The sequence below is a fragment of the Klebsiella sp. S69 genome (assembly GCF_016516145.1).
Taxonomy (GTDB): domain Bacteria; phylum Pseudomonadota; class Gammaproteobacteria; order Enterobacterales; family Enterobacteriaceae; genus Klebsiella; species Klebsiella oxytoca.
In genome coordinates, this window is the sequence record NZ_JACVUU010000007.1 from 1 (window position 1) to 26933 (window position 26933).

The 26933-nt window shown below is 56.9% G+C and carries 26 protein-coding genes; 2 read left to right on the forward strand and 24 right to left on the reverse strand.

From position 1 onward, the window contains the following. Positions 1 to 687: 687 nt before the first annotated feature. Positions 688 to 1005 (forward strand): hypothetical protein, encoded by a 318-nt coding sequence (locus tag IAE27_RS08515; protein WP_004108706.1) that lies wholly within the window; start codon positions 688 to 690, stop codon positions 1003 to 1005. 37 nt (positions 1006 to 1042) lie between these two features. Here IAE27_RS08515 and IAE27_RS08520 read toward each other — a convergent pair whose 3' ends face one another. From IAE27_RS08520 to IAE27_RS08530, 3 genes are read right to left on the reverse strand one after another with little or no spacing between them, the layout of a single operon-like run. Next, the gene (locus tag IAE27_RS08520; protein WP_004108704.1) at positions 1043 to 2167 is read right to left on the reverse strand and encodes an ABC transporter permease; all 1125 of its coding nucleotides are present in this window, start codon (positions 2165 to 2167) and stop codon (positions 1043 to 1045) included. Further along, positions 2167 to 4896, reverse strand: coding sequence for a ribosome-associated ATPase/putative transporter RbbA (gene rbbA / locus IAE27_RS08525; protein ID WP_154022912.1), 2730 nt, complete (start codon positions 4894 to 4896; stop codon positions 2167 to 2169). Before rbbA ends, IAE27_RS08520 begins: the two co-directional genes overlap by 1 nt. Beyond that, on the reverse strand, positions 4893 to 5960 hold the full coding sequence (locus tag IAE27_RS08530) for an HlyD family secretion protein (protein WP_023329190.1): 1068 nt from the start codon (positions 5958 to 5960) through the stop codon (positions 4893 to 4895). The genes rbbA and IAE27_RS08530 overlap by 4 nt, the downstream gene beginning before the upstream one ends. A 532-nt stretch (positions 5961 to 6492) precedes the next feature. On the opposite strand from IAE27_RS08530, the gene IAE27_RS08535 reads away from it, so the two are divergent. Then, complete coding sequence (locus IAE27_RS08535; protein WP_004108697.1) at positions 6493 to 7890, forward strand: diguanylate cyclase; 1398 nt, start codon at positions 6493 to 6495, stop codon at positions 7888 to 7890. Positions 7891 to 8181: 291 nt separating this feature from the next. Here IAE27_RS08535 and trpS read toward each other — a convergent pair whose 3' ends face one another. The 21 genes from trpS to IAE27_RS08640 form a co-directional block, all read right to left on the reverse strand. Further along, the gene (gene trpS / locus IAE27_RS08540) at positions 8182 to 9189 is read right to left on the reverse strand and encodes a tryptophan--tRNA ligase (RefSeq protein ID WP_154022914.1); all 1008 of its coding nucleotides are present in this window, start codon (positions 9187 to 9189) and stop codon (positions 8182 to 8184) included. A 207-nt stretch (positions 9190 to 9396) separates the two neighbouring features. Then, positions 9397 to 10653, reverse strand: coding sequence for a tryptophan permease (gene mtr / locus IAE27_RS08545; protein WP_004108693.1), 1257 nt, complete (start codon positions 10651 to 10653; stop codon positions 9397 to 9399). A gap of 138 nt (positions 10654 to 10791) precedes the next feature. Further along, positions 10792 to 12180 carry a tryptophanase gene (gene tnaA, locus IAE27_RS08550; protein ID WP_070555212.1) on the reverse strand — a complete coding sequence of 463 codons (1389 nt, stop codon included), beginning with the start codon at positions 12178 to 12180 and terminating at the stop codon, positions 10792 to 10794. A 123-nt stretch (positions 12181 to 12303) separates the two neighbouring features. Continuing rightward, positions 12304 to 12399: a tryptophanase leader peptide gene (tnaC, locus tag IAE27_RS08555; RefSeq protein WP_004098218.1), complete on the reverse strand. Its 96-nt coding sequence runs from the start codon at positions 12397 to 12399 to the stop codon at positions 12304 to 12306. Between the two features lie 251 nt (positions 12400 to 12650). Beyond that, positions 12651 to 12980: a DMT family transporter gene (locus tag IAE27_RS08560; protein WP_004108688.1), complete on the reverse strand. Its 330-nt coding sequence runs from the start codon at positions 12978 to 12980 to the stop codon at positions 12651 to 12653. 17 nt (positions 12981 to 12997) lie between these two features. Then, positions 12998 to 13414 carry a DMT family transporter gene (locus IAE27_RS08565; protein ID WP_004110265.1) on the reverse strand — a complete coding sequence of 139 codons (417 nt, stop codon included), beginning with the start codon at positions 13412 to 13414 and terminating at the stop codon, positions 12998 to 13000. Positions 13415 to 13433: 19 nt separating this feature from the next. Continuing rightward, positions 13434 to 14120, reverse strand: coding sequence for a hypothetical protein (locus tag IAE27_RS08570; protein WP_064351889.1), 687 nt, complete (start codon positions 14118 to 14120; stop codon positions 13434 to 13436). 12 nt (positions 14121 to 14132) lie between these two features. Beyond that, on the reverse strand, positions 14133 to 14753 hold the full coding sequence (locus tag IAE27_RS08575) for a phosphate propanoyltransferase (RefSeq protein WP_004108682.1): 621 nt from the start codon (positions 14751 to 14753) through the stop codon (positions 14133 to 14135). Continuing rightward, positions 14750 to 15178 carry a BMC domain-containing protein gene (locus tag IAE27_RS08580; protein WP_016807793.1) on the reverse strand — a complete coding sequence of 143 codons (429 nt, stop codon included), beginning with the start codon at positions 15176 to 15178 and terminating at the stop codon, positions 14750 to 14752. The genes IAE27_RS08575 and IAE27_RS08580 overlap by 4 nt, the downstream gene beginning before the upstream one ends. Positions 15179 to 15190: 12 nt before the next feature. Continuing rightward, the gene (cutD, locus tag IAE27_RS08585; protein WP_016807794.1) at positions 15191 to 16138 is read right to left on the reverse strand and encodes a choline TMA-lyase-activating enzyme; all 948 of its coding nucleotides are present in this window, start codon (positions 16136 to 16138) and stop codon (positions 15191 to 15193) included. 56 nt (positions 16139 to 16194) lie between these two features. After that, entirely contained in the window at positions 16195 to 19581 is a 3387-nt protein-coding gene (gene cutC, locus IAE27_RS08590) for a choline trimethylamine-lyase (protein WP_070555196.1), read from the reverse strand. A 25-nt stretch (positions 19582 to 19606) separates the two neighbouring features. Further along, positions 19607 to 20761 (reverse strand): 1-propanol dehydrogenase PduQ, encoded by a 1155-nt coding sequence (locus tag IAE27_RS08595; RefSeq protein WP_004110276.1) that lies wholly within the window; start codon positions 20759 to 20761, stop codon positions 19607 to 19609. A gap of 15 nt (positions 20762 to 20776) precedes the next feature. Beyond that, positions 20777 to 21034 (reverse strand): EutN/CcmL family microcompartment protein, encoded by a 258-nt coding sequence (locus IAE27_RS08600; RefSeq protein ID WP_004098229.1) that lies wholly within the window; start codon positions 21032 to 21034, stop codon positions 20777 to 20779. 26 nt (positions 21035 to 21060) lie between these two features. After that, positions 21061 to 22665: an acetaldehyde dehydrogenase (acetylating) gene (locus IAE27_RS08605; RefSeq protein WP_064351891.1), complete on the reverse strand. Its 1605-nt coding sequence runs from the start codon at positions 22663 to 22665 to the stop codon at positions 21061 to 21063. 53 nt (positions 22666 to 22718) lie between these two features. Next, the gene (locus IAE27_RS08610) at positions 22719 to 22997 is read right to left on the reverse strand and encodes a BMC domain-containing protein (protein ID WP_002442217.1); all 279 of its coding nucleotides are present in this window, start codon (positions 22995 to 22997) and stop codon (positions 22719 to 22721) included. Positions 22998 to 23012: 15 nt separating this feature from the next. Further along, positions 23013 to 23297 carry a BMC domain-containing protein gene (locus IAE27_RS08615; protein WP_004108664.1) on the reverse strand — a complete coding sequence of 95 codons (285 nt, stop codon included), beginning with the start codon at positions 23295 to 23297 and terminating at the stop codon, positions 23013 to 23015. A gap of 17 nt (positions 23298 to 23314) precedes the next feature. After that, positions 23315 to 23593, reverse strand: coding sequence for a BMC domain-containing protein (locus IAE27_RS08620; RefSeq protein WP_004098239.1), 279 nt, complete (start codon positions 23591 to 23593; stop codon positions 23315 to 23317). A 406-nt stretch (positions 23594 to 23999) separates the two neighbouring features. Further along, positions 24000 to 24518 (reverse strand): FidL-like protein, encoded by a 519-nt coding sequence (locus IAE27_RS08625; protein ID WP_004108661.1) that lies wholly within the window; start codon positions 24516 to 24518, stop codon positions 24000 to 24002. Beyond that, positions 24515 to 25315, reverse strand: coding sequence for a winged helix-turn-helix domain-containing protein (locus IAE27_RS08630; protein WP_154022267.1), 801 nt, complete (start codon positions 25313 to 25315; stop codon positions 24515 to 24517). The genes IAE27_RS08625 and IAE27_RS08630 overlap by 4 nt, the downstream gene beginning before the upstream one ends. Before the next feature lie 17 nt (positions 25316 to 25332). Continuing rightward, complete coding sequence (locus IAE27_RS08635; protein WP_154022268.1) at positions 25333 to 25917, reverse strand: TetR/AcrR family transcriptional regulator; 585 nt, start codon at positions 25915 to 25917, stop codon at positions 25333 to 25335. 147 nt (positions 25918 to 26064) lie between these two features. Beyond that, positions 26065 to 26847, reverse strand: coding sequence for an NAD(P)H-dependent oxidoreductase (locus IAE27_RS08640; protein ID WP_004108645.1), 783 nt, complete (start codon positions 26845 to 26847; stop codon positions 26065 to 26067). Positions 26848 to 26933 lie beyond the last annotated feature (86 nt).

Below are 26933 nucleotides of genomic sequence, written 5' to 3' on the forward strand. Positions count from 1 at the left end.
CCTGACGGATGGGCTTTTTGCGTTTTTGTCGTCTGAAACTGCCGGACATCGTTCTCCCTGTATCCAATATCCCTCATGAATCCTGCCGGATTTATGCTGTCCGAGGGAATCGCTGGCTCTCATGCGCAGAATCTCCCCATCTTGTTGATACAGATAACGTTTTATCTTTTATTGCCTGCATCATCCTTGTGAGCGCCTCTGTTTCTGTGGAGGCCGCCCCGAAAGATACCAACTAGCCGCTACGAAGAATGAAAATACATTTATGGCAGCGTTATTATTTATTGGAAAATAATCGACGATAATTTCGCTTTCTGAATGAAATAATATCCTGAGGCGTTGTTTTCTATTGATTGGCAATTGACAAAGAAATAACCATATATATAAACCTGCTTCTTAATATTTAATGTGAATTATTTAAAGAATATTTCTGTGCTAATTCTTAAGTTACTCTAATGTAAATATATTAACAAACAGGTGAGAAAGCTTCGCGACGCGGCGGGCTATGGGCATAACCGCTGGACTTTTTCAGTGAAATGTCTTAGTGTCCTTAACACTTTGTTAACTCGATCTGGTTTAAGTTAATTCAAATTTGCTAAAAACATAGGGTGCATTGCCTGTATGGAAGCTAATCCGGTAACGTCTTTTGACGAATAATGCATGTTACCGGCTGGCAATATGAGAATAGTAATGAAAATTCTGATTAACTGGCCTCCTTTGCGCCAACTGATAAATTATATCCAGGAGCGTTTTACCTTTCTGGTTTTGCTCTGCTGGCCGGCGATTATCTGGCTGGTTTGTTGGCTGCTCGTATGGCTAACGGAGAGTGTAATGACGATGCTGGGCAAGTCGGTAGACCACTCATTTACCGTGAATTTACAGCCTTTTATGACGCTAAGTACGCTGCTGCGAATCTCCGTCAGCTGGGTGCTGCTGCTATTTATCCTGTTCAGCATGGCGATGGGATTCACCTGGCTCCTGCGGCGCTTTATGAACCGTAAGAAATAGAGCCGGTACGGCGACAAGCGGCGATACCGGCATGACCTCAGGCCATTTCCCCGATCGTCTTACGAAAACGCAGTAGCGCGATAGTAAAAAACACGCCACCGATAGCCAGCAGCGTCAGAAACTGCGGCCAGACGATAGAGAAATCAGCGCCTCGATAAAGAATAGCCTGCGCCAGACTAACAAAGTGGGTTGTCGGCATGGTGAGCATAATGTCCTGTACTGCCTGCGGCATACTTTCGCGAGGCGTGGAGCCGCCGGATAGCATCTGCAGTGGCAAAAGCACCAGAATCATCAGCAGCCCCAGCTGCGGCATTGAACGCGCCACCGTCCCCATAAAAATGCCGATTGAGGTGGTAGCAAACAGGCTCAGGGCTACCCCCAGCATAAATAGCGGTATTGAGCCCTCTATCGGTACCTGCAGAACCCCCTGAACCATCAGCATCAGCGAGAGCCCGGAAACCACCAGCACCACCAGCCCCATTGACCATATCTTTGCCATCATGATTTCGAACGGCGTGACCGGCATAACCAGCAGGTGCTCCACGGTACCATGTTCCCGCTCGCGTATCAGCGCCGACCCGGTCAGCACGATCGCCAGCATGGTGATATTGTTAATGATTGCCATGACGGCGCCGAAACGCTCCTGCTCCAGATTCGGGTTAAAACGCATTCTGACGGCCAGCTCAACCGGCAGCGTGCCGTTGTCCCGGTAGCGGGCGACAAAGCTGTTCACCTCGCCGGTGACAATATTCTGGATATAGCTATTGCCGGTAAACGCCTGGCTCATTCGCGTCGCGTCCACGTTAACCTGCAGCTCGGGGTGGCGTCCGGCCAGAACGTCGCGCTGAAAATCCGGCGGGATATTGATGGCGAAAGTATACCGCCCCGCATCCAGTCCGGCGTCCATCTCATCAGCTGTAATCAGCTCCGGAGGCAAAAACCAGGGCCGGTAAAAACCATTGATGATACGTGATGAAAGCTGCGACTTATCCATGTCGGCAATAGCGATGGGCGCCAGATGCAGCGAACCCGGCATGACGGTTGCGGAGGAGTAAACCGAGACGGTAAAAGCGAAGACAATTAACGTCAGCATCGCTTTATCGCCCAACAGGCTACGGAGCTCTTTCATTCCCAAATTATAAATATTGCGTAGTCCGCGCATTATCCCTCCTGTTTTTTCAACAGCCACACGCTCAGGCCCAGCACCAGCGGAACCGCGATAAGTAGCGGAATAAAGGATCCCCACAGGTCGGTCAGATTCAGCGCTTTGGAAAACGTTCCTCGCGCAATCGTCAGAAAGTGGCTGGTTGGATAAATCTGGCCAATCCAGCGCCCAGGCCCTTCCAGCGAGGCGACGGGGTCGATCATCCCGGAAAACTGCGTCGCCGGGATAAGCGTAATGATCGCGGTGCCGAAAATCGCCGCAATCTGACTTTTCATAAAGGTTGAAATCAGCAGGCCAAGTCCGGTGGCGATAGTGACGTAGAGCAGTGCGGCCAGGGTGAGCGTCAGAAAACTCCCTTTGTGCGGTACGCCAAAGACAAAGACCGACAGTGCGCAGAGCAGAAAGAAGTTAAACATCCCCAGTACGATATACGGCACCTGTTTACCCAGCAGAAATTCGCTGCGGGTGGTTGGCGTCACGTATAAATTGATGATTGAACCAAGCTCTTTCTCGCGGACCACGCTGAGCGCGCTGAGCATCGCCGGGATCATCATCAACAGTAGCGGGATCACCGCCGGAACAATCGCCGGCAGGCTCTTCACATCCGGGTTATAGCGGTAGCGGGTCTCAATGGAAATCAGTGAAGTATCGCTATTGGGGCTAGCCTGGCGGCTGGCCATCTCCTGCAGCCAGGCCAGATGCATGGCCTGCACGTAGCCGCGCACGGTTTCCGCGCGGTTCGGCATCGCGCCGTCCACCCAGACGCCAATTTGCACCGGCGTCCCTCGGGCGATATCGCGGCCAAAGTTGGGCGGGATCTCGATAGCCACCGCCAGCTCGCCGTTGCGCATTCTTCTGTCCAGTTCACTATAGCTTTGTAGCGGTGGTTGTTCGATGAAGTAGCGCGAGCCGGCGATATTTTGCGACCATCCCTGGCTGCTGACGGTCTGGTCGCGGTCGAGCACTGCAAATCGCAGATCTTCGACGTCCATACTGATCCCGTAACCCATGATAAACATCAGGATCACCGTGCCGAGCAGCGCCAGGGTCGATCGAACCGGATCGCGGCGCAGCTCAAGCGCCTCGCGGCGACTGTAGCTAAACAGGCGCTGCAGGCTGAACGCCTGACGCGGCACACTGCTTTCGGTTTTGTGTTCCATCGCGGGAACCGCTGTAGCCTGCGCATCTGGCGGCTGCGTCGCCTCTGCCGCCTCCTGTAGCCAGGCGATAAATGCCTCTTCAAGCGTGGCCGAACCGCGCTGTTCGACCAGTGCCTGAGGCGTATCGCTGGCCAGGACTTTTCCGGCATGCATCAGCGAAATGCGATCGCAGCGTTCCGCTTCATTCATAAAGTGGGTGGAGATAAAAATGGTCACTCGATCCTGACGGGCCAGATCGACCATTAGCTGCCAGAACATATCCCTGGCCACCGGATCGACGCCGGAGGTAGGTTCGTCAAGAATTAACATTTCCGGGCGATGAATCACCGCGACTGCCAGCGAGAGCCGCTGACGAATACCTAACGGTAGCGAAGCGGGCAGGGTATCTTCTACCTCTTCCAGCATAAAGCGCTGGCTTATTTCGGCGATCCGCCCGGGGATCTCCGCATCCGGAATGTGGAACAGGCGGGCATGCAGCTCAAGGTTTTGCCGTACGGTCAGTTCGCTATAGAGAGAGAAGGCCTGCGACATATAGCCGACGCGGCGGCGGGTTTCGATATCTCTGGGATCGACCGGTTGTCCAAACAGCCACGCCTCGCCTTCGCTGGCCGGTAGCAGTCCGGTCAGCATTTTCATGGTTGTTGATTTGCCGCAGCCGTTAGATCCGAGGAAGCCGAAAATCTCGCCGCGGGCGATACGAAAGTTGACGTGATCAACAGCGACAAATTGACCGAAGCGCATCGTCAGCCCGCGCGCTTCAATCGCAATTTCGCTTTCATCGGCATTGCGCGGTGGGATGATCACTTCTTTATGCGCCAGGCGCTGGGCTTCGGGAAGCAGAGCGATAAACGCCTGTTCCAGCGTCTGACTTGCCGTATGCGCTTTAAGCTCATCGGCGCTGCCGGTTGCCAGAACTTCCCCCGCGTTCATGGCTACCAGCCAGTCAAAACGTTCCGCCTCCTCCATGTAAGCGGTGGCGACCAGCACGCTCATGTCCGGCTGACGCTGGCGAATGCTGTCGATCAGATCCCAAAACTGGGCTCGCGAGAGGGGATCGACGCCGGTGGTAGGTTCATCAAGAATCAGCAGCTGCGGGTCGTGAATAAGCGCGCAGCACAGGCCGAGCTTTTGCTTCATCCCGCCGGAGAGTTTTCCCGCCGGACGGTCGCGAAACGGCGCCAGGCCGGTACTCTGCAGCAACTCATTGATGCGGATGTCGCGTTCGGCTTTATCATGGCCGAACAAACGAGCAAAGAAATCGACATTTTCATAGACCGACAGGGTATGGTAGAGGTTCTTTCCTAGCCCCTGCGGCATCCAGGCGATTTTCGGGCAGACGTCCCGGCGATGGCGCACATCGCTCATATCGCCGCCGAGCACCATGACGTTACCGTGCTCAATCACTCGCGCGCCGGAGATCAGCGATAGCAGGCTGGACTTGCCCACGCCGTCAGGCCCGATCAGGCCCACCATACAGCGGGCGGGAATGCTCAGCGTAATGTCCTTCAGCGCGACGGTTGCGCCAAAGTGCTGGCTGACGTTTTCCAGGCGGGCGACGGTTTTCATTGCGGCAACCTCACCTTCAGCGCTTCAGGCCACGCCTGCTGGTTATCCAGACGGACCCATGCCATACCGGGCAGGCCGGTCTTCACATACTCCAGATGCTCTGCCAGCAGCTCTGGCGGAATGCGGGCTTTCACGCGGAACATCAGCTTCAGCCGTTCATCGCTGGTTTCCACCGTTTTGGGCGTAAACTGCGCCACGCTGGCGACAAAACTGATATTGGCGGGAATCACCAGGTTCGGCGCGGCATCAAGGATAATTCGCGCTTCGCTGCCCAGCGCCAGCAGACCCGCCTGCTCGGTCGGCAGGAAGAAGGTCATATAAACGTCGGACAAGTCGACCATATTCAGCACCCGGCCTCCCGCCGCCAGTACCTCTCCTGGTTCGGCAACGCGGTACTGAATACGGCCATCGCGCGGCGCTTTCAGCTCGCTATCGTCGATGTCGGCGATAATCCGCCGTTCGGTCGCCTGGGCGGCCTCGACCCGGGTTTGCGCCTGAATGATGCTGGTTCGCGCCGCCTCAATCGCGGCCCTGGCGGCAGAGACCTGAGCTTTCGCGGATTCCAGCGCCGCCCTGGCGCTTTCTGCCGCCGCCTGGTCGTCATCCAGCTGCTGGGCGGAGACCGCACCGCGCTGCGAGAGCGTGCTGGAGCGGACGTGGCGTTTAGCCGAGGAGTTCAGCTCCGCCTGCCGCTGCTTCACCACCGCTTCCGTGGCGCGCATTTCGCTTTGACGCTGGTCGAGCAGGGCTTTCGCGGCGGCAATCGCGCTCTCTGCTTCCTTGATTTGCGCGGCGGCCTCCAGCCGCTGTTCGTTGAGCACTCGGGTGTCCATACGCGCCAGCACATCGCCCTGACGAACAAACTGCCCCTCTTTGACCAGGATGGTATCGATACGTCCGGCGGTTTTGGTGGCAATATCGACTTCTGTGGCTTCGATTCTACCGTTACTGCTGGCAAATCCTGCCGGAACCCCCGGCGGGCGCAGCATCCACCATGCCGCAGCGGCAATCACCACTGCTAAACCAATAACGTATCCAACCCAACGTCGTTTGATTTTGTCCATACGCGACTCGCTTTTTTCCATTGGCTGAGTGGTGCGCGCTTCTCCTCCGCATGGCGAAGTTTCGTCTCTTCAGGAAAGGGAGGAATCGGGGATAAGGCCAACCGGCGCAGGGTTCCAGCAGCGCTGCTAACCGGTCAGAAGGAGGTGCGATCAATGTGGTCATCATCAGCAATCCTCGCCTTAAATGAAACACGCATATTTATTGCTACCGTCAATGTCATACTAACACCCGCGATGAGTATGTCCATATACAAAGCAGGGTCTTGTCGTTGAGTTAACATAAAAACGGTCCGCAGCGCAGTGGGTCAATATTATCCATTATGCTTATTGGGTTTTATGCTCCGGATACCGGCGCAGATAATCTTTCCGCGCTTCATTAAATCATCGTACATATAAGCTATTTTTCAGCGCTAATAACCAGAGGATATTATTCCCGGGCGACTGGTGCATTTTTAATCTGGTTGCTCCTGGAGAACTGTTGTATGATCGGCGGCCCTGAAAATACACTCACGCCGGGCGAGCGCTTTATTCAATGAAAGATGAAAGCCAAAAATATATCTCGATTATTTTTAAGGAGTGGTTGCCGCTGTACGACAGCCTGACGCCGGAAGTGAGGGCGGTACTTAAAAATATTGCCGGGCAGCAGGCGGAGGCGTTAGCGACCCGTTTTTATGATTTTATTTTCCAGGATCCTGACATCGCGCGGCACCTTAGCTATGACTTAGTTCAGGAACGGCTCAGCAGCTCGCTGGCCGGATGGGTGAAAGATATCCTGATGTGCGATAAGGAAAATTTGCAGGCGCTGGCGGAGCGGCAGTATCTGATCGGCAGCATTCATTCACGCATCGGAATCCCGGCAGAGGCGGTACTTCGCGGCGCGCGCCAGCTGAAAGCCGGGCTGATTGAAAATATCCGCGATAGTCACTTCGATCGCGAGACCAGCGTCGCCGCCATCTACTACGCCATCATGGCCATTAATATGGCGGTAGAAATGATGTGCCATGCCTATACCCTGTCGCACTATCGGGCGACGAAAAATGAAGAGGCCTACCGCCTGTATAGCCTGATGGATAACGTGCCGCTGGAATATGGCAAACAGCAGGCTTCGCTCTCCGGATGGGAAAATACCGCTATTTTTAATATTGTCAGCGATAATAAGACGGATATTAACGGGGCGTTATTATCTGATTCGGAATTTGGCCTGTGGTTCCGCCATAAATGCGTGCGTTATTTTAACAAAAATCCGCAAATGCAGGAAATCGCCGATTTAATTAGCAAGGTGGATGCGCTGTTATCCGCCTGGAAATCCTCATCTGACGGTTCTGAGTATAAAAATACGCAGGCTCTGCTGCAGGGGATCCATATCCATTGCCAGCAGATCGGCAGCCAGCTGGGCGTGCTGTTTAGCAGCCTGTCGCAGATGCAAAGCGGTAAAGATACGTTGACCAGCCTGCTGAACCGCCGCTATCTGCCGGTGGTGCTTAAGCATGAAGTGACGCTGGCGATGGAATATGAACTGCCGATGACGGTGGCGATTATCGATATCGACCACTTTAAAGAGATCAATGATAGCTGGGGTCATATGGTCGGCGACCGGGCGATTAAGCACGTTGCGGAGCTGCTCAGCGATAATATTCGCTCCAGCGATTATATCTTCCGCTACGGCGGCGAAGAGTTTCTGCTGGTGCTGGTGGAGACCGGCGCTGCGGAAGCCTTTACTATCCTCGAACGGCTGCGTAAAAAAATCAGCCAGCTGGCATTTAGCGTTGGCGCTGACAATGAGATTTCGATTACCGCCAGCATCGGCTACGCCGTCCACTCCGGTCATCCGGATTACAATCTGCTGCTGCGCGATGCCGACAGCGCGCTGTACGTCGCCAAGCGCAATGGGCGCAACTGCGTGAAGATGCATGAAGGCGACGGGAATTAATCTGCCAATCTGCCGAGCCCTTCCCGGAGGCGGCGCGCTGCGCCTGTCCGGGCTACCTGACCGCAGACGGCTGTGCAACTGTAGCCCGGGCAAGGCGCGTCAGGCGCCGCCCCCGGGAGAGACATGGCAACGGCTTTCAACGCGGAGAGCCTTTCCGGAGGCGGTACGCTGAGCCTGTCCGGGCTACCTGACCGCAGGCGGCTGTGAACCTGTAGCCCGGGCAAGGCGCGTCAGGCGCCGCCCCCGGGAGAGATATGGCAACGGCTTTCAACGCGGAGATATTTCCACGCCTCAAAACAGCACCGGCAGCCCCAGCCCGCGTTTTACTTCATGCAGCGTCCGTTGTGTCAGTTCGTGCGCCCGTTCGCTTCCCCGGCGCAGCAGCGCCAGCAGCATGCCTTTATCCTGAATATAAGTCGCCCGACGCTCGCGTATCGGCGCCAGCAGCTCCTGTAAGCAGGTCTCCAGCGCATTTTTGCACTGCCTGTCTCCCAGCCCTCCGCGCCGATAGTGGGCTTTCATCTCGGCAACGAAGGCCTTATCAGCATGAAAGGCGTCGAGATAAGTAAAGACCACGTTGCCTTCTGTCTGACCCGGGTCGGCGACCCGCAGGTGATTCGGATCGGTATACATAGCGCTGACCGCACGATGGATCTCCTCTTCGCTGGCCGAAAGGGGGAGCGTGTTCCCCAGCGATTTCGACATTTTGGCGTTGCCATCGATGCCCGGCAGGCGGCTGACGTCGCTGAGCAGCGCTTTGCAGTGCTGTAAGATCGGCGACGTCGTCAGGCTATTCATTTTGTGCACGATCTCGTTGGTCTGTTCAATCATCGGTAGCTGATCGTCGCCAACCGGCACCAGTTCGGCCTTAAAGGCGGTGATATCGGCGGCCTGGCTTATGGGATAGGCTAAAAATCCCACCGGCAGCGAGCGGGAAAACCCCTTCTGGGCGATTTCATTTTTCACCGTCGGATTGCGCTCAACCCGGGCGACGGTGACGATATTCATATACAGCGCGCTGAGTTCGGCCAGCGCCGGCAGAGCGGATTGCAGGCAAATGGTGGTCTTCTGCGGATCGATACCGACGGCGAGATAATCGGCCATCACCTCAAGGATATTGCTGCTGATTTTTTGTGGGTTACTGCCATTGTCGGTCAGTCCCTGCAGGTCCGCGACGAGGATAAACTGCTGATGGTCGTGCTGGAGCAGCACGCGCTGGCGCAGGGAACCAACGTAGTGGCCGAGGTGCAGCTGGCCGGTAGGACGGTCGCCGGTCAGGATCGTTTGGCTGGTGTTCATGAGTGACTCCTTAGGATGCTATCAGGCCGAAGGGCGACACTCAGAAACAACAAAGCCGCCTTCCGGCGGCTTTGATTAGAGGAAACGTGAAATCTTGCCGCCTGTTATGCAGGCAGCCACCAACGGCGGAAGTGAGAGATGACAACGTTTCTGTTCATCTTTTTATCCTGCCACGAAAAGTGGCGCGAGTGTAAGCCCTTTTTTCATTTAGCGATAAACTGGCAGCAGGTTAAAACTGGATAAAACATGAATTATCGCGTTGGCGCCGCCGAAGCATAAAATCAGGATAATCATGGCATTGCCGCCCCAGACCCGATAGTTCGGGCTGCCGAAACGCCTGCGCGAGGCGCGCGCCAGCAGGGCGGGGACGATAGCGGCCCAGACGGTAGCGGCGAGACCGGCGAAGCCAATGGCGTAGATAAAACCGTCAGGCCACAGCAGACCGCCGGCGATCGGCGGCAGAAAGGTCACCAGCGCGGTTTTAAACCGCCCCAGCCGGCTATCGTCAAACTTAAACAGATCCGCCAGGTAATCGAACAGGCCGAGTGTTACGCCCAGGAATGAGCTGGCGACGGCGAAGTTGGAAAAGACGGTCAGCAATAAATCGAGAGTCGAACTGTTCAGCAGGCCGCTTAAGGTCTGCACCAGCACGTCGATGTTGCCGCCTTTTTCGGCGATAGCGATAAACGCCGGGCGCGGAATATTGCCCATTGTGCCGACCAGCCAGATGATATATAGCACCAGCGCCATCAGCGTGCCGAGCAGCAGGCAGCGGCGAATGATAAGCGGGTCTTTACCGTAGTACTTCATCAGGCTGGGGACGTTGCCGTGATAGCCAAAGGAGGCCAGGCAGAACGGCAGCGTCATCAGAACGTAGGGCAGATAGGACGCATTGACCTCCGCGCGGTTAAACAGAATCGCGGGCTCCACGTGCCACATCAGACCGCCAAAGGTCATAAAGAAGGTGAGAATTTTGGCGCCCAGCACGATAGTCGTCATCCGGCTTACCGCTTTCGTACTCAGCCAGACGATAAAGGCGACGATCAGCGCGAACGCCAGCCCGCCCAGGCGTGCGGGAACCGCGAGGTTCATCTGCGCAAAAGTATGCTGAATAACCGAACCGCTGGCGGAAATATAGGCGTAGGTCAGGATATATAATACAAAGGCGACGGTCAGACCGTTGATAATATTCCAGCCGTTTCCCAGTAAATCTTTCGTAATCGTGTCGAAGCTGGCGCCAATATGATAATTGAGATTGGCTTCGAGGATCATTAGCCCGGAATGCAGCATGCAAAACCAGGTAAAGATAAGCGCCAGCAGCGACCAGAAAAACCAGGCACCGGACATCACCACCGGTAAAGAAAACATGCCTGCGCCAATAATCGTGCCGCCGATAATCATCGCTCCGCCAATCAGCGATGGTGTATTAGTTGAGACCGCTTTTGAGACTGATAATGTAGCCATAAGGTGCATTCCTCACGTGGCTATATAGTAAATAACGGGCTGCGGGCAAACGGCTACCCGGCGCAACCAGAATAATTGAGCTTAAAAAGATGGAGTTAAATTAATGGCGCTCTTATTGCGAGAGCGCCCTGATAGGGTTTATTTCACCGGTTTCAGTCTGGCGACGAAGTGGCGCAGTACCGGCGGTTCATAGGTAAAGGTCAGGCCCTTAATCGTGGCGGCGCGCGCCTTAACGGCGATCAGCGCATCAGCGATATAGTCCATATGATCGTTGGTATAAACCCGACGCGGAATGGTCAGGCGCAGCAGCTCCATCGGCGACGCCTTCTGCTTACCGGTTTCCGGGTCGCGTCCCAGCAGCAGGGAGCCGATTTCCACGCTGCGAATGCCCGCTTCCAGATACAGCTCGTTGTTTAGCGCGTGCGCCGGGAACTGCTCCGGCGGAATATGCGGCAGCAGCAGCTTAGCATCGACGAACACCGCATGGCCGCCGGTCGGATACTGAATCGGAATGCCGCCTTCGCGCAGGCGTTCACCGAGGTACTCCACCTGATTGATGCGATAAGCGAGGTAATCCTCGTTGGTCCCTTCTTCCAGACCGATAGCCAGCGCCTCCATATCGCGCCCCGCCAGGCCGCCGTAGGTGACAAAGCCTTCCATCGGCACGCAGCGAATGCGTACTTCGTTGAAGAGCTCTTCGTCATCGCGGAAGCAGCACAGTCCGCCAATATTCACCATCGGGTCTTTCTTGGCGGACATGGTCAGCATATCGCCATACTGGTACATCTCGAGAATAATCTCTTTCACCGATTTATCGGCATAGCCCTCTTCGCGCTGTTTAATAAACCAGGCGTTTTCGCAGAAGCGGGCGGAGTCGATTACCACCGGAATATTGTTCTGGCGCGCAATTTGATACACCTCGCGCATATTCGCCAGCGATACCGGCTGGCCGCCGGAACTGTTACAGGTGACGGTAGTAATAATCGCCGCCACGTTTTCCGCGCCGTGCTCGGCGATGGTCGCTTTCAGTAAATCAATATCAAAGTTGCCTTTCCAGTCGTACCACGAGGTCGTGTCGAAGGCTTTCGGCGTCACCACGTTAATGGCTTTTGCGCCGTTAAGCTCCACGTGAGCGGCGGTAGTATCGAAGTGGAAGTTGGAAATAAACACCGGATGCGCCGACTTGCGGCGAGCAATCAGGCTTGGGAACAGAATCTGCTCCGCGCCGCGCCCCTGGTGGGTGGGAATGGTATACGGATAGCCGATAATCTCTTTGACCTTTTCACACAGATGCTGATAGTTACGCGACCCGGCGTAGGCTTCGTCGCCCATCATCAGCCCGGCCCATTGATGGTCGCTCATCGCGCCGGTGCCGGAGTCGGTCAGCAGGTCGATATACACGTCCTGGCTATTGAGCAAAAACGGGTTATAGCCCGCCTCTTTCAGCGCTTTGACGCGATCGTCAAAGGTGGTCATACGAATATTTTCGACCATTTTAATGCGGAACGGCTCAGGGATACGTTTCATTTATTTTCTCCATGGGAATGCTGTGCCGCGTCTGGCTATTTGGCGACAAGTAATGGGCGCAACAAATAGCGACTAAACGCAGTGCTGAATTAATTTTTTTAGGGAGTAAACAGCAGCGGAGAATTAACGAGGGAAGTCGTTGGAGATGCGGTGATCTAAATTATACCAGTCGTCCAGGCCGCCCTGGGCGATGAGGCGATAAATCGATTTTTGCGTCATGACATCGTCCTCTGTGGTTGAAGGGATGCCATAAAAATAAGGTAATATGAGAAAATAACCACGATTAAAATCACAAAAAATTAGTTATTGATAAGTGGAGTATAAAAATTTGACGCTCGTCGTATTTTTAGCGTTATTGATTATTTGGTTAGCAGGCGATGGTTTTTTGTTTTTTTAATTGTGCCAATGACGGCTTATTTAGTAGGGGTATTTAGCGCCTTCACCGCAATAAATGAAGGCGCAGGAGTGACTTACATGCTGGAAAAGACGTTCATAATGATGCCGCCGGAGATGATCAGCACCATGGCGAGGATGGCCGGAATATCCGGTTTCTGCTTATAGAGGATCATCGAGCAAATCGTGACGCCGACGATACCAAAGCCGCACCATAACGAGTAGGCGACGCCGACCGGAATAGTGCTCATCGCGCGGGTGAGGGCGAAGTAGCACAGGCCGTAGGCGCAGACCACCAGCACCGACGGCGCCAGTTTACTGAAGCCGTTGGTCTTTTTGATCATCGACGTGCCGGTGATTTCGGAGCCGATAGACAGCGCCAGCCATAAAAATCCGAGGTTAAACATATGCGATTCCTTTTCAGTTAGTTGGCGACTTTTTTGTCCAGCGATGAAGCAGCCGAGGGTTCTGCGGGCGCTTCCTCGCTCTCTTCGCTACCCATTTTGGAAAACAGATTCATGATCACGATACCGCTGGCGATAACCGCCATGCCGATAATGGCGGCGGTATCCGGGTGCTGGCCGTAAAACGCCATTCCCAGCGTCGATACCACGAGGATGCCGGTACCGGACCAGGTGGCGTAGGCCAGACCGACGGGAATATCTTTCACCGCGCGGGACAGCGAGTAGTAGCAGGTGCAGTACAGCAGCACCAGCAGCCCGAGCAGCAGCATTTTGGTTATCCCTTCACTGCTGCCGAACATTTTGAGGGTGGAGGTGGCTGAGGTTTCGGAAACGATAACCAGCAGCATCCATAGCCAACACTTTGTTTTTGAAGACATAAGTTAAACTCCGGGTTTACTATTTAAGGTAAGGTTCTTTTTTTCTGCTTTTTATAAAATCGATAGCGGCATCGGTTAACTGCGCTTGAGGCGCACCGGCCAGCGCCGGATTATTCACCACGTCTGTGACAGTGAGATAACGGCGCGGACCGCTCGCCGGCGCCACCGTTGCTTCGCGACCCGACGCCAGCTTCTCCAGCAATTCGTTCATGGTGCACAGCGTGACGCCGCATTCGGCCAGGCGGGAAAGCGTGGCCTGCATATGCCCGGCGTAAGCGGTATCAGGCTGCGCGCCCCGCAGCTGGTTAAGCTCGCTGGCGGGATCGCAGTGATAGCGCAGCGCCAGCACCGGCAGACCGCTCAGCAGAGCATCGTGCACGCGGCGGGCAAGGGGACTGTGCAGAGAACCATTCACCAGATCCGCCGCCAGCGGGTAGTCGAGAAATGGCAGCAGCAGCGCTTTATACGCAGCGGACGGCAGCCCATATTGCCAGTCAGCCGCCGGTAGCGTTTTACCGATACTCTGCCACTGCTCGCCGTCGTCAATGCCGCTATCCAGCGCCAGGTGCAGGCTCTCGCCGCAGCCGGCCAGCCGCTGGCGAATAGCGTGCCGGTAGCCCGCCGCGGCGGTCACCATTACCAGTACCGGCGGCCGCAGACGCTGGACAATGCGTTCAACCAGCGCTTCCATCTGTTGGTTGGTCATGGCGAGCCTCCGTTAGCCGATGAGCGCGACCTGCGCGCCGTTTTTCAAGCCGGCGGCGTTGGCCTCTTCGGTATCAATATGAAACTCCAGCGCGAAGTCTTCGCGTACCCGCACGACTACTTCATCGAAGGTCAGCTGGCGTTCACCGTTGCTGCGGACGCTAACCTTCTGACCGTTGGTGACGTTCAGCTGGCGGGCGTCCTGCGGCGACATATGGATATGCCGCCAGGCGCAGATCACCTGAGACCGCAGTTCAACGTGGCCTGCCGGGCCGATCAGCAGCGCGCTGCCCGCATTCTCCAGCTGGCCGGATTCGCGAACCGGTGCTTTGATGCCGAGGGTAAAGCAGTCGGCGCGGGAGATTTCCAGCTGCGATACCGGGCGGGTTGGGCCGAGGACGCGCACGTGGGTGAGCGAGCCCTTCGGACCGACCACAGTGACGCACTCCTGGGCGGCGAACTGTCCCGGCTGACGCAGCGGCTTAAACGGCGTCAGGACATAGCCCTTGCCAAACAACGCTTCGACGTCCTGCTGCGCCAGATGGACGTGACGGTTAGAGATGCCGACCGGGATAGCCGGCGCAACGTGGCTCAGGCGGGCGGCGATTTTTTCATGGAGCAGGGTGTCGATCATGCCTTCTTCCCTTTCCTCATCGCCGCGTTTTTATCTTCCGTCGCCGCGGGCGCGGCGGCGGGCTCAGTGGGTTCCCTTGTTTCCACAGCGGCGGGTGCGACGATTTCAGCCTCAAGCGGGGCTGCAGCGGCAGCTTCCGCACGCGGCGGATGGCCTTTGAGGGTGCTGAGGGCTTCCACGACGCTGCGTTCCGGACGAGCGATCGTCAGGGATTTCACCTGCGGGTCGATAAGCTCAGCGACGGCCACGCCGCGTTCGATGGCGGTGTGAATCGCGCTGATCTCCCCCTCAAAGCAGACGCTAACCAGCCCCGATCCGACTTTGCGGTAGCCAAAGCAGGTCACTCCTGCGCTTTTACAGGCGGCATCTACGGCCTGAACGGCGGCAACTAACCCTCGCGTTTCAATTACGCCTAAACTTTTCATTGTCGGCTCCTGTTAATGGCGGACTAAGCGAATATCAAAATCAAACTGCGTGAAGAACGTTTCCAGCCGGTCTAACTCTTCGGCGGAATATGTCGGGTCCCGGGCGATGGGGTAGGGCATATCGAGGCGCTCATATTTTTTGCGCCCGAGCTGGTGGTACGGCAGCATATCGATGCGGCGGATATTTCCGCGCTTCGCCAGCTTTTGGACATAATCAATGGCCCCGGTAATGGCATCGAACGAGTCGTTATAGCCGCGAACCAGCGGCATGCGGATAATGACGTTAGCGCCGGAATCCACCAGCCACTCCAGGTTGCGGCGAATGCCTTCGTTACCAATGCCAAATAACGCTTTATGGTGCTCGCTATTAATTTGCTTAATATCGAATAAGAAGGTGTCGGTCACCGGCGCCAGCTTTTGATAATTAGCCAGCGGCGTAGTGCCCTGCGTTTCCACGGCGGTATTGAGCATCATCTTTTTGCATTCGCTAAATAGCGCGACGGCAAAATCGGTCTGCAGGCTCATTTCTCCGCCGCCGATGGTGACGCCGCCGCCGGAGGAGATATAAAAGTCGTAGTCCTGCATGATGATCTCCATCAGTTCGCTGACGGTGACATCTTTACCCATAATATCCAGCGCGTTCTGCGTGCAGATCTCTTCGCACTTGCGGCAGCCGATACAGTCTTTATTGCGGTTGACGAAGTGCTTCATTTCGCCGTTTTCTTCCGCCCGATAATGAATTCCCGCCGGGCAGACGTTGACGCAGTCGCCGCAGTTAATGCATTTATCCTGGGAGAACATCACCTGAAACTGGCTATTCAGCCCTTCCGGGTTAGCGCACCACGGGCAGCGAATATTGCAGCCTTTGAAAAAAACCAGCGTGCGGATCCCATCGCCGTCATAGATCGAATATTTCTGAATATTGAATATTCGCCCGGTTAATTCTTGTTTTGCGCTCACATTTACCTCCAGAAATACGATCGGGACATCCGTGTCCAAAAACGTCCGTGTTTTTATCAGAACTTCTCAATTACCGTACGGCTGATAATCTCGTCCTGAACTTCTTTGCACAGCTCAACGAAGTAGGCGCTGTAGCCCGCGACGCGGACGATCAGATCGCGGTATTTTTCCGGCTCCTGCTGGGCTTTTTTCAGCACTTCGTTATCGACATAGCTGAACTGCATCTGGCCATTGCCGAGAATCGACGCGGTGCGCAGCAGGGTAATCAGGCCGTGACGACCTTCCGGGGTATCCAGCAGCCCTTTGAGGAACTTGAAGTTGTGCACCATGCCGATATTCATGGTTTCGACGTTCATCTTGCTCACCGACTTGATGATCGCCGTTGGACCCTGTTTATCCGCGCCCTGGGTTGGGCTGATGCCGTCGGAGAGCGGCATCCACGCCAGGCGACCGTTCGGCGTGGCGTTGGTCAGCTCACCGATCGGCGTGTTGTTGGAGATGGATAGTGTGCCGTGGCTCAGGGTGGAGTAGAGCATCTTGTACTTACGGCACTCGCGCTCGGTCCACTCGGTGATATCCAGTGCATACTGGTCAACGTAGTTATCATCGTTGCCGTATTTCGGCGCGTTGAGGCAATCGCGACGCAGGCCTTCAAAGCCCTCGAAGTTCGCCAGCAGCGCGTCGCGCATCTGCTCAAGGGTGTATTTCTTATCTTCAAACACCAGTTTACGAATCGCCGCCATGGAATCGACGTAGGTCGCCAGACCGGAGAAGATCAGCCCCGGGCCGTGGTTGATCATCGCGCCGCCGGCGGCAACGTCTTTCCCTTTTTCCATGCAGCCTTCTACCAGCAGCGACATCAGCGGCTTCGGCGCCACGTCGCGGTGCACGCGCTGGCTGATGACCGTACCGATCGCCGACAGGCGTACGATATGGGCAATCTGTTTTTTCACCGCCGCGTCGAACGCTTCGAAGGTGTGCAGGTCGCGCAGGTCGCCGGTATCCAGCCCCTGATAGCTGTCAAACAGCACCATCCGACCGCGGTTTAAAACGAACTCAATGGCGATGGGCCACTGGGTGTAGCCGGTGGAGGTCCACTGGTAGATGCGGCCGGATTTCTGCGGTTCGACGCAGCCCATCAGGCAGTAATCGCGGGCGTCTTCGAAATCGAAGCCTTTTCGCAGCATCATCTTGATATGGGAGTCGTCGAAGTGGCAGGCCGGGAAGCCCATCCCCGCTTTGACGACGTCGACGATTTTTTCCATATACTTCTGCGGCGACTGGTTGTGAATACGGCAGGCCAGCGACGGCTGGTAAACCTTCACGAAGCGCACGGCGTCCATGATCAGATAAGTCAGGTCGTTACAGGCATCGCCGCCGGAGCGCTTCTGACCGCCGACGGTCAGGTTGATAAACGGCTGATAGCCAGCGAAATATTTCGCCCCCAGCTCGCTGGACATCCACATCAGCTCGGCGCATTTGATGATAAACGCCTGCAGCAGCTCCAGCGCGGTGTCGTGAGTCAGGCGGCCTTCGCGGATATCGGCTTCAAACATCGGGTAGCAGTACTGGTCTACGCGGCCCAGCGATAGCCCGGTCTGGTTCTCTTCAATTTCAAACAGCGACTCCACGGTCCAGATGCTCTGCAGTGCCTCCTGCAGGGTTTTCGGCGGGTTCGCCGGCACGTTCTGGTTCACCTCAGCGATGGTCAGCAGCTCGGCGCGGCGCTGGGCGTTCTGTTCAACGGCGGCCAGTTCGCGGGCGCGGGCGGCGATGCGGTGTGCGTAGTTAATCACCCCTTCGCAGGTTTCAATGGCCGCCTTGTAGTAGTAAATACGGTCGATATCTTCCGGGTTTTCCATGCTCAGGCTGGCAAGATGCGCCTCGGCGTCGGCTTTAATGCCGTTCATCCCTTTGGTAAACAGCAGCACATCGTAGCCCGGGCAGGTGTCGCCGCCGCCGTTGATCTGGTGGTAGGAGAGGTCGCTGACGAAGGTTTCGCCGCTGAATGCCCATACGCCCGCTTCGCGGTACTGGGCTTCGCAGATTTCGTCCAGCGAGCGGCCTTCCCAGAACGGTACGATCTCTTCGCGGATGGTTTTCTTATCTGCTTCGCTGATCTCAAACGGATCCTGCGGACGGGTGCTCATGGTATCGAGTTCATCGCGCACCCAGCGCCAGGCGATATCCGGCGAGAAGGCGCCCGCGCGCGGCTTGCCGCATGGATGACCGACGATCAGCTCATCATCCTGAATCAGAATTGGCGCGGTTTCGCAGGCGTGGCGGAAGGCTTTGGCGCGCAGCAGAATTGTCGGCATGCCGGGGTTGGCTTTGACCACTTCGGTAAAGGCCAGCGCGCGATAGATAGAGACGCTCGGGCGCACGGTCAGGTAGTGGTTGCGCAGGCGCTGCATGCGCGGAGTCAGCCCTTCTGCTGCCGGCGTATCGCCGGCGGCGGCAAACGGGGCGGCGGAAACGTGTTGTACTCCCTTGAACAGACGCACCGGCAGATTCAGGGCGCTCAGGTTTTGCTGCGCGCTGAGGAACATGTCGGAGAGTTCGTTGATGCGCGCATTCTCAAGGCTTGCGCCGTGCAGCATGGCGTCAAACATCGGATAACCGTCGATCGCGCAGGCGGCGCGCACTTCGCACAGTTCCGCCAGCTTGAACCACAGCGATTCGACGATTTCATACGCCTGCTGCGGGGAGAGCGCGCCGTTGTTGATATCGTGCTGGTAGTAAGGCAGCAGGGCTTTGTCGGCGCCTTCCGGGTTGACGGCGTAGCTGCCGTTATCCAGCTGGAGCGCCAGCTGGAACAGATAAAAGGCCTGGCACGCCTCTTTGAAGCTGCGCGCCGGATGCGCCGGAACATGGTGCAGAATGGCGGCGCTGTCCAGCAGTTCCGCCCGGCGGTAAGCGTTGGTTTCCGCGGCGGCCAGCTGTTCCGCGCTGTTGGCCAGGTTTTGCGCCAGCGCCAGCAGGGCATCGCAGGCGTAGATGGCCGCACGGCAGCCGTTGACTTCGTCCATGCCGCTGCGGCTGACGGCGCTGCCCAGCGCGCGGGTTTTCTCTTCCAGCTGATGTTTTATCGCCAGTACGCCTTTTTCGACCACCAGCTTGTAATCCGGGGAGTCGAGATCGCTATTCAGATTGAGAAACTGGAACGCGGACGGGCGACGGGCGGCGCTCTCGTCGTGGAAAATCGCCCCGTGCGGTTTGCGGGTCTGGTTGCCGACGATCAGCTCGTCGGCGCTGATGCACAGCGGCAGCTGGCGCATCAGTTCATAGAAACGGCGCGCCGGTTTGACGGCGGCGGGAACCCCGGCGATATCGCCATCAAGGGCGTTGAGCGTGGTGGCATATTCGGTGCACAGGGTGCTTTTTTGTGAGAGTAAACGTTCTGCCAACACTTTGACGCGCGGCGTTAAGCTGTAGTGTGCCATGGGTAAGGTTCTCCAAATCTTGTTATCAGTGGCCCTGAACGGCGTTGCCGGTCCATGCCCGGCGATAGAGTTCGGTCAGTGCGTGAGCATCCGGCGCGCGTGGGTTCGTCGGGGTACAGCTGTCGCGTAACGCCTGGCCGACCATCTCCGCCAGCCGTTGTTCAAACTCGTCTGCAAGGACGCCGGTATCGCGGATGCCGGCCGGCATGCTCATTTCGTCTTTAAGCGCCTGAATGGCGACCAGCAGACTGGCGACGCCCTGGCGGGTAGTGGCCGCAGGCAGATCCAGCAGATGGGCTAATCGGGCATATTTGCGGGCGGCATCGGTATCGCACAGCCCGTGATAATCGGCGTTCCAGGCCACCACGTCCGCCATCAGCAGGGCGTTGGCGCGACCGTGGGGGACGCGAAACACGCCGCCGAGCGCGTGGGCAAGGCTGTGGGTAATGCCCAGCGAGGCGTTGGTGAAGGCCATGCCCGCCATGCAGGAAGCGTTGTGCATCTTTTCCCGCGCCAGCAGGTCGGCACCGTTGCGCCAGCAGGTCGGCAGAAAGCGAAATACCTGCTGCACCACTTTCTCCGCCAGCGCATCGGAAAAGTCGCTGGCGGCGAGGGAGACATAGGCTTCCAGCGCGTGACACAGCACGTCCATACCGGTATCGGCGGTGATCGCCGGCGGCACCGAGGCCACCAGCGCCGGGTCAAGAATGGCGATATCCGGCAGCAGCGACGGGTCCACCAGTACCAGCTTCTCGGCGTGTGCTTTTACCACTGAAAAGGCGGTGACTTCAGAGCCGGTGCCGCTGGTGGTGGGGATCGCCACAAAGCAGGGCGGCTCGCGGTGAGCGTCCGGACGGGTTTGCGCCAGGGCGAAAATAACCGCTTTGGCTGCATCAATCACCGAACCGCCGCCCAGCGCGATAACCAGATCCGGATAGCGGGTATCCATCCGCTTCATACCGCGCACCACGGTGGCGATATCCGGGTCGGCCACCACGTCGTCCCAGACCTGGAAAGCGATGCCGCGCGCATGGAGGATCTGCGTGACGCGATCGGCGAGGCCAAACTTAACCATCGCCTGGTCGGTGACCAGCAGCACGTTGCGGGCGGGCAGCTCGTTCAGGATGGCAAGCGCATCCTGACCAAAGCGAATCCGGGGTTTCAGCAAAAATTCACTCATTGGGTTATTGACTCCTTAAGCGTCCCGAAACACGTTCTCGACAATGGCGACCACCGACATGGCCTTGTAGCGCTCTTTGTTGAGCGCCAGGTACTCTTCGGCCAGCACGATGTCGTGCATACCGGCGCCGACGCTATCAACGGCAACCCAGGTCTGGTCTTTCATCGGCTGCTGGTCATCATCCAATTTGACGATCAGCAGCAGGTTGCTGCCCCGTAGCTCATCGCACTTCTGCGTGGCGACGACATGTCCGACTACCTTTGCGAGAATCATTGTTTTTATCGCCTTATATCAATGTGTTACTTACCGAGGCGTTCCAGCACCTGGCGGATGACGCGTTCCACGTTTTGCTCATTAATCTCGCTTTCCGCGCCGATGGCGGCGGCAGCCGCAAAGCGATCGTCGGCGCTGGCCGGATGGGCTGCGGTGGCGGCGGTCGCTGGGGCGTTAAAACGTTCATCGTCGAAGATGCTGCGGTTCGGGCCGGACGCCGGGCTGACGATGGTCGGCTGCGGTTCCGGGCGGCTACCCGGCGCGCGCAGTTCATCGATGGAGCGAACGCCGTAGCCCACTTTGCGGATGTTGAGCAGGTTCATCGGTCCGACGTTATCTGAGCTGGAGCCGCCGCCGACTGCGCCGCAGCCGAGGGTCAGGGCCGGAGTGATATTGGTGGTCGCGCCGATGCCACCCAGCGCCGCCGGGGTGTTGATCAGAATGCGGTTAACCGGTTTTTCCAGGCAGAACTGGCGGATGACGTCCTGATTGCGGGTGTGGATCACCAGCGTGTGGCCGAGGCCTTCGTTGGTCAACAGTTCCACGACGCGGTGACAGGCGGCTTTCCAGTCCTCTTCGACGTACAGGCCGAGTACCGGGCACAGTTTTTCCCGCGAGTAGGGGTTGGAATGCGATACCGTGGTCTGCTCGGCAATCAGCACTCGGGTGCTGGCCGGGACGCAGAAACCGGCCATCTGGCTCAGATAGAGCGCGGTTTTACCCACCACTTTAGGGTTGATGGTGCCGTTGGGACGCAGCAGCAGGGCCGCCATTTTCGCCGCTTCGTTTTCGTTCATGAAGTACGCGCCCTGCGCTTCCAGTTCGCGATGCACTTCGTCGTAGATGCAGCGTTCGACGATAATCGACTGCTCGGAGGCGCAGATCACGCCGTTATCGAAGGTTTTACTGGTGATGATATCTTTCACTGCGTGGGGGATATCGGCGCTGCGCTCGATAAACGCCGGGCCGTTACCCGGACCGCCGCTAATGGTCGGCGTGCCGGACGCGTAGGCGGCGCGCACCATGCCTTCGCCGCCGGTCGCCAGGATCAGCGACACGTCTTTGCTGTGCATCAGCTCTGAGGTGGCTTCGAGGGTCAGTTGGCTAATGGCGTCGACGCTACCGGCAGGCGCCCCTGCCGCTTCCGCCGCGCGCTTCACGATTTCAATCGCTTTCCAGCTGCACTGGCGGGCGCCGGGATGCGGGGAGAAGATAATCGCGTTGCCGGCCTTCAGGGCAATCAGCGTTTTGTAGATGACCGTGGAGGTCGGGTTGGTCGACGGTACCAGCGCACAAATCACCCCCAGCGGCACGCCCACGTCCATCACTTTTTGTAGCGGATCGTCATGAATGATGCCGACGGTCTTCATATCTTTGATGGCGTCGTAGACGCGCAGCGAGGCGAAGCGGTTCTTCAGCACTTTGTCCTGCCAGTTGCCAAAACCGGTTTCTTCCGCGGCCATTTTCGCCAGCGCTTCGGCATGATGCGCTGCTTCCTGGGCCACGTTCTTCACGATGGCGTCGATTTGCTGCTGCGAAAAGGTGGCCAGAATCGCCTGCGCCTTTTTGGCATTGCGCACCAGTTCCCGGGCGTTCTGCCGGGACTGCAAATCGTTATCCAGTTCAATCATGAGTCTATCCTTCATCAGACTAAAAGAGTGGAGACGGGGCGCGCCCTGTCAGGTCATGCTTTGTGCTGCGCCGCGATTTTTTCGATGTCGTTATGCGGACGCGCGATGACGCGAGAGGTGACGACTTCGCCGATGCGTTTTGCCGCTTCCACGCCGGAATCTACCGCGGCATTCACCGCGCCGACGTCGCCCTTCACCATCGCGGTGACCAGGCCGGAGCCGACGTTTTCATAGCCAATCAGCTCAACGTTAGCGGCTTTGCACATCGCATCCGCCGCTTCAATACAGGCCACCAGACCTTTGGTTTCGATAAGCCCTAGCGCTTCTTTCATCAGGTTTTTCTCCGGTTAATCTATGATTTTGTAATGCGAGACGATTTTGTTGATGTCGTTATGCGGGCGGGCGATAACCAGAGAAGTCACCACTTCGCCGATGCGCTGCGCGGATTCGACGCCGGAATCCACCGCCGCTTTCACCGCGCCGACGTCGCCCTTCACCATCGCGGTGACGAGGCCGGAGCCGACGTTTTCATAGCCAATCAGTTCAACGTTGGCGGCTTTACACATGGCGTCCGCCGCTTCGATACAGGCCACCAGACCTTTGGTTTCGATCAGACCTAATGCATCACCCATTTGCGTTCTCCTGGCCATCAGGCCTTGTGTTTAATGACGATTTTGTTGATGTCGTTATGCGGACGAGCGATAACCAGCGAGGTCACCACTTCACCGATGCGCTGCGCGGATTCCACGCCGGAATCCACAGCCGCTTTCACTGCGCCGACGTCGCCCTTCACCATGACGGTCACCAGCCCCGAGCCGATGTTTTCATAGCTAATCAGCTCGACGTTGGCGGCTTTACACATCGCATCCGCGGCTTCAATGCAGGCCACCAGACCTTTGGTTTCGATAAGCCCTAATGCATCACCCATGGTTTCTCCTCCAGAACAGGTTTTGTGATTCGGAAAACCGACCGCGTAACGGCGTCAGGACGCGGATGCGGCGTTCGGGGTTCACTATAGGGAATGGTGAATGAAGTGAAATTTAAATCTGCTGACGTGGTATTTTTAGTCTTTTACTCTGTGATTTAGATTGGTTAAGGCGCTTATTTATGCATTTGTGCTGTGATGGCAGGGCGGATTGAGTGACGATTTGTGGCGCTTTTTTCACCATTTAGCCTGAGGCGGATTGATGTTAATAAGTTGCTAATTTATTGCAGATCGGGGGTAATTTATTCCCATGCTAAGTGTGGGGAGGATCGTGTTTTCTTCGGCAGGCTAAATGCAAAACGTGCGGTTTTACTAACGGGAAAGCGAGGAAGAAAAAGCGGGTGTGAGCTTAGTCAAGCTTGCTGCCGGACTTCAGCGTGCAGACGTAGAGTGGGGAGTTGATAGAGCTGAGAAGAATGGCTTTCTCATTGAGCTTCTGTGCGTTCAGGAACAGGCCATCGTGGCTGTCGGACATCTCGCGCATAAAGTAGTCGAAGATCACGTCCGGCGACTCATCGATGGACGAGGCGCTGGATTCCCACTTGCTGATGCGATAGTGGCGCTCGGTGGTGGAGATGCGCTTGCTGGTGTAGCTGAATTTGACGTAGCGCTGGAGGTAAAGCCAGCCGGCGGCGGAATCGGTGTAGCCTTCAACGACCATTGACCCTTTGCCGTTGGCGGCAAAGTTGAAATGGATATTGCCGTTAACGTTCTCCTTCTCCATGTTCTCAAAGCGCATAATCGCTTTTGTCGAACAGCTCATTACCCCGCCGTTTTCGACCGGCAGCAGCTTCCAGGCGCAGAACCCGGCGGCGGCAATAAACACCAGGCTGGAGAGGGCGAAAAAGGGGCGCGGGGCGATTCTCATTGCGGCTTCCATGAATAATAAAAATAGTTATCGCAGTAGCTGAACGGGTTATCTTCATGCATCGCGCAGTGGGCGAGGAACACCCGGCCCAGACCGTTGGTTTCCAGCCGGTCGCCATAGAAGAAGACGAAGCGTTCGCCGGGCTTGCACTCCAGCTTCAGGCGCTGGCGTACAGCATCAAAATTCTTGCCGTAGGCGCTTTCGGCAACGGATCGCAGCATCTCATCGCTGGCCAGCAGTTCGCACTGGCTGTGGCGTATTTGCGTCAGGGTAATGGGGTGCGCTGTGCTGCCGCCGAGAAAACTGCATACCACCAGCAGCAGGGCGATGGTGAGCAGGCAGCCGCCGGCCAGATACCAGCAGGTGCCGCGCGCGTGGCGACTGGAAACGGTCTTCTGTTCTGCCGGGGCGGTGGCCAGATCTGGCTCAGCTTCTGCCGCAGGCGCCGGTTCCGGCTCCGGGCTGGCGTCGAGCATCTCGATAGCGAGGTCCGGATTGAGCTGCAGCAATCCGCGCGATACGGTGACGATAATGTTGTCGATATCGTAGTGGCGAAAGGTTTTGCGCAGCATGCTCAGATATTGATTGAGATTGCTGTTGGATGAGGTTAACCCATTGTCATCCCAGACTTTTTTAAGCACTTCGTCGCGGTTGACCACCTCGGTGTGGCGCAGGAAGAACCACAGCAGCGCGTTGGCGGTGATGGACAGCTGGCTGTCCGCCTCATCGCTTCCCGGTAACGTTAGCGTGCCGTCCATTGCATCATAAATAAGACGGCCATGGATGTTATAGCGCATCGTGGCCTCAACATGCTTCACGCAGGAAGCGTCATCTTCGTCAAATCGCTGACCAGCGACTGCCGGTGCCTGGGGCTCATGGTGCGCCCCTCGGTTAATTCCGATAGCCAGATGCCGTCCGCTGCATAGCGCACCAGCGTGCCGGTATGGCTATTGTCCAGTTCATCCCCTTTCGCCAGATGGTCCAGCATCCAGTCGCGCCAGCATTTTCGCAGCACCGGTTCATCCGGCATGGCCAGCGACAGCACCATCAGCTGGCGGCTCTCCTGGGTATCCGTGAGTTCCGGCGCCGATAGATAGCGCAGATAGGCGCGGGTAAAGCGGCCATAAGAGACGTTATCCGCGGCCATAAGCTCTGCAATCGCCTCTTCCATAATCGCCAGCAGGCGGGCAAAGAGGGCGAAAATCAGCGCCTGCTTGTTGGGGAAATGGTGCAGTAAGCCGCCTTTGCTGACGCCCGCTTCGCGCGCGACGGCGTTCAGCGACAGCGAGGCGATACCGTCCCGACCGGCGATAGTGGCTGCGGATTCCAGCAGCTGCTTATGCAGGCGGACAGGATCTTTTTTACGATGTTGGGCTTCCATATTCATGGCCCGAATCATACCGACCAGACGGTATGATTATTCTTGATCGCTATCAATATGCGAAGGGGCGTAGCGGGGCGTGATGCCGTTATTGCGTGGAGGCTCACAGTTCACCTTATGAATTGTGGTGATATTCGCCGCGCCGCGAATATCACCCACCGAGATTCACATAGGCTTCACGTGGATAGCGAGGCCATTTTCTCCAGGCGCCAGCTCCGGACGCAGGTTCAGAGAGGGGATCAAATAGTCGCCGTGATTCTGACGGCGGAAAGGAATGGGCGGCGTTTCAGAGAGGGTATCCAGCCGCCGGGCCAGCTCCTCGCGCAGGATGGCGAAGCGCTGTTCATCGAGTTTGTCGGTGCGGTAGAACACCACCGGCGGCAGCACCTCAAATCCGGGATAGAACAGCATCCCGTGCTGAATGGGGAACAGAATGTCGTCGATAGACCCGTTAATTCCACGCGGAGCATAGTGCTCCGCCCATCCGCCGGCGGTAACGACCAGCATCGCCCGTTTACCCGCGAACGTGCCTTCGCCGTAGCGATCGCCCCAGTGCGTATCGCTATGCTCGCCGACGCCGTAGGCAAACCCGTAAGCGTAAACCCGATCAATCCAGCCTTTCATGATGGCGGGCAGTGAAAACCACCACAGCGGGAACTGGAAAATCACCGTATCGGCCCACAGCAGCTTCTCCTGTTCGCCCACGATATCCGCGCTCTGCGTGCCGTGAGCGAAGGCATATTGCGAATCTCGCGTCGCCCGCCAGCTTGCACCCACCGGCGGGGCGCTGCTGTCGTCGGCATCAAATCCCGCCTTCCAGCGCATGGCGTAGAGATCGGACACCTGCACGTCGTGACCGGCGTTTTGTAGATGTTGCACGGTAAAATCTTTCAGCGCGCCGTTAAGCGAACGCGGTTCAGGATGGGCGTAAACCAGTAATATTTTCATTGAAATCATCTCAGCATAAGGGAGAGCTGCAGAGTAGAGTTGGCGGCGCTATAGTAGAAATGAATTACTTTAATGACAGGTATAGT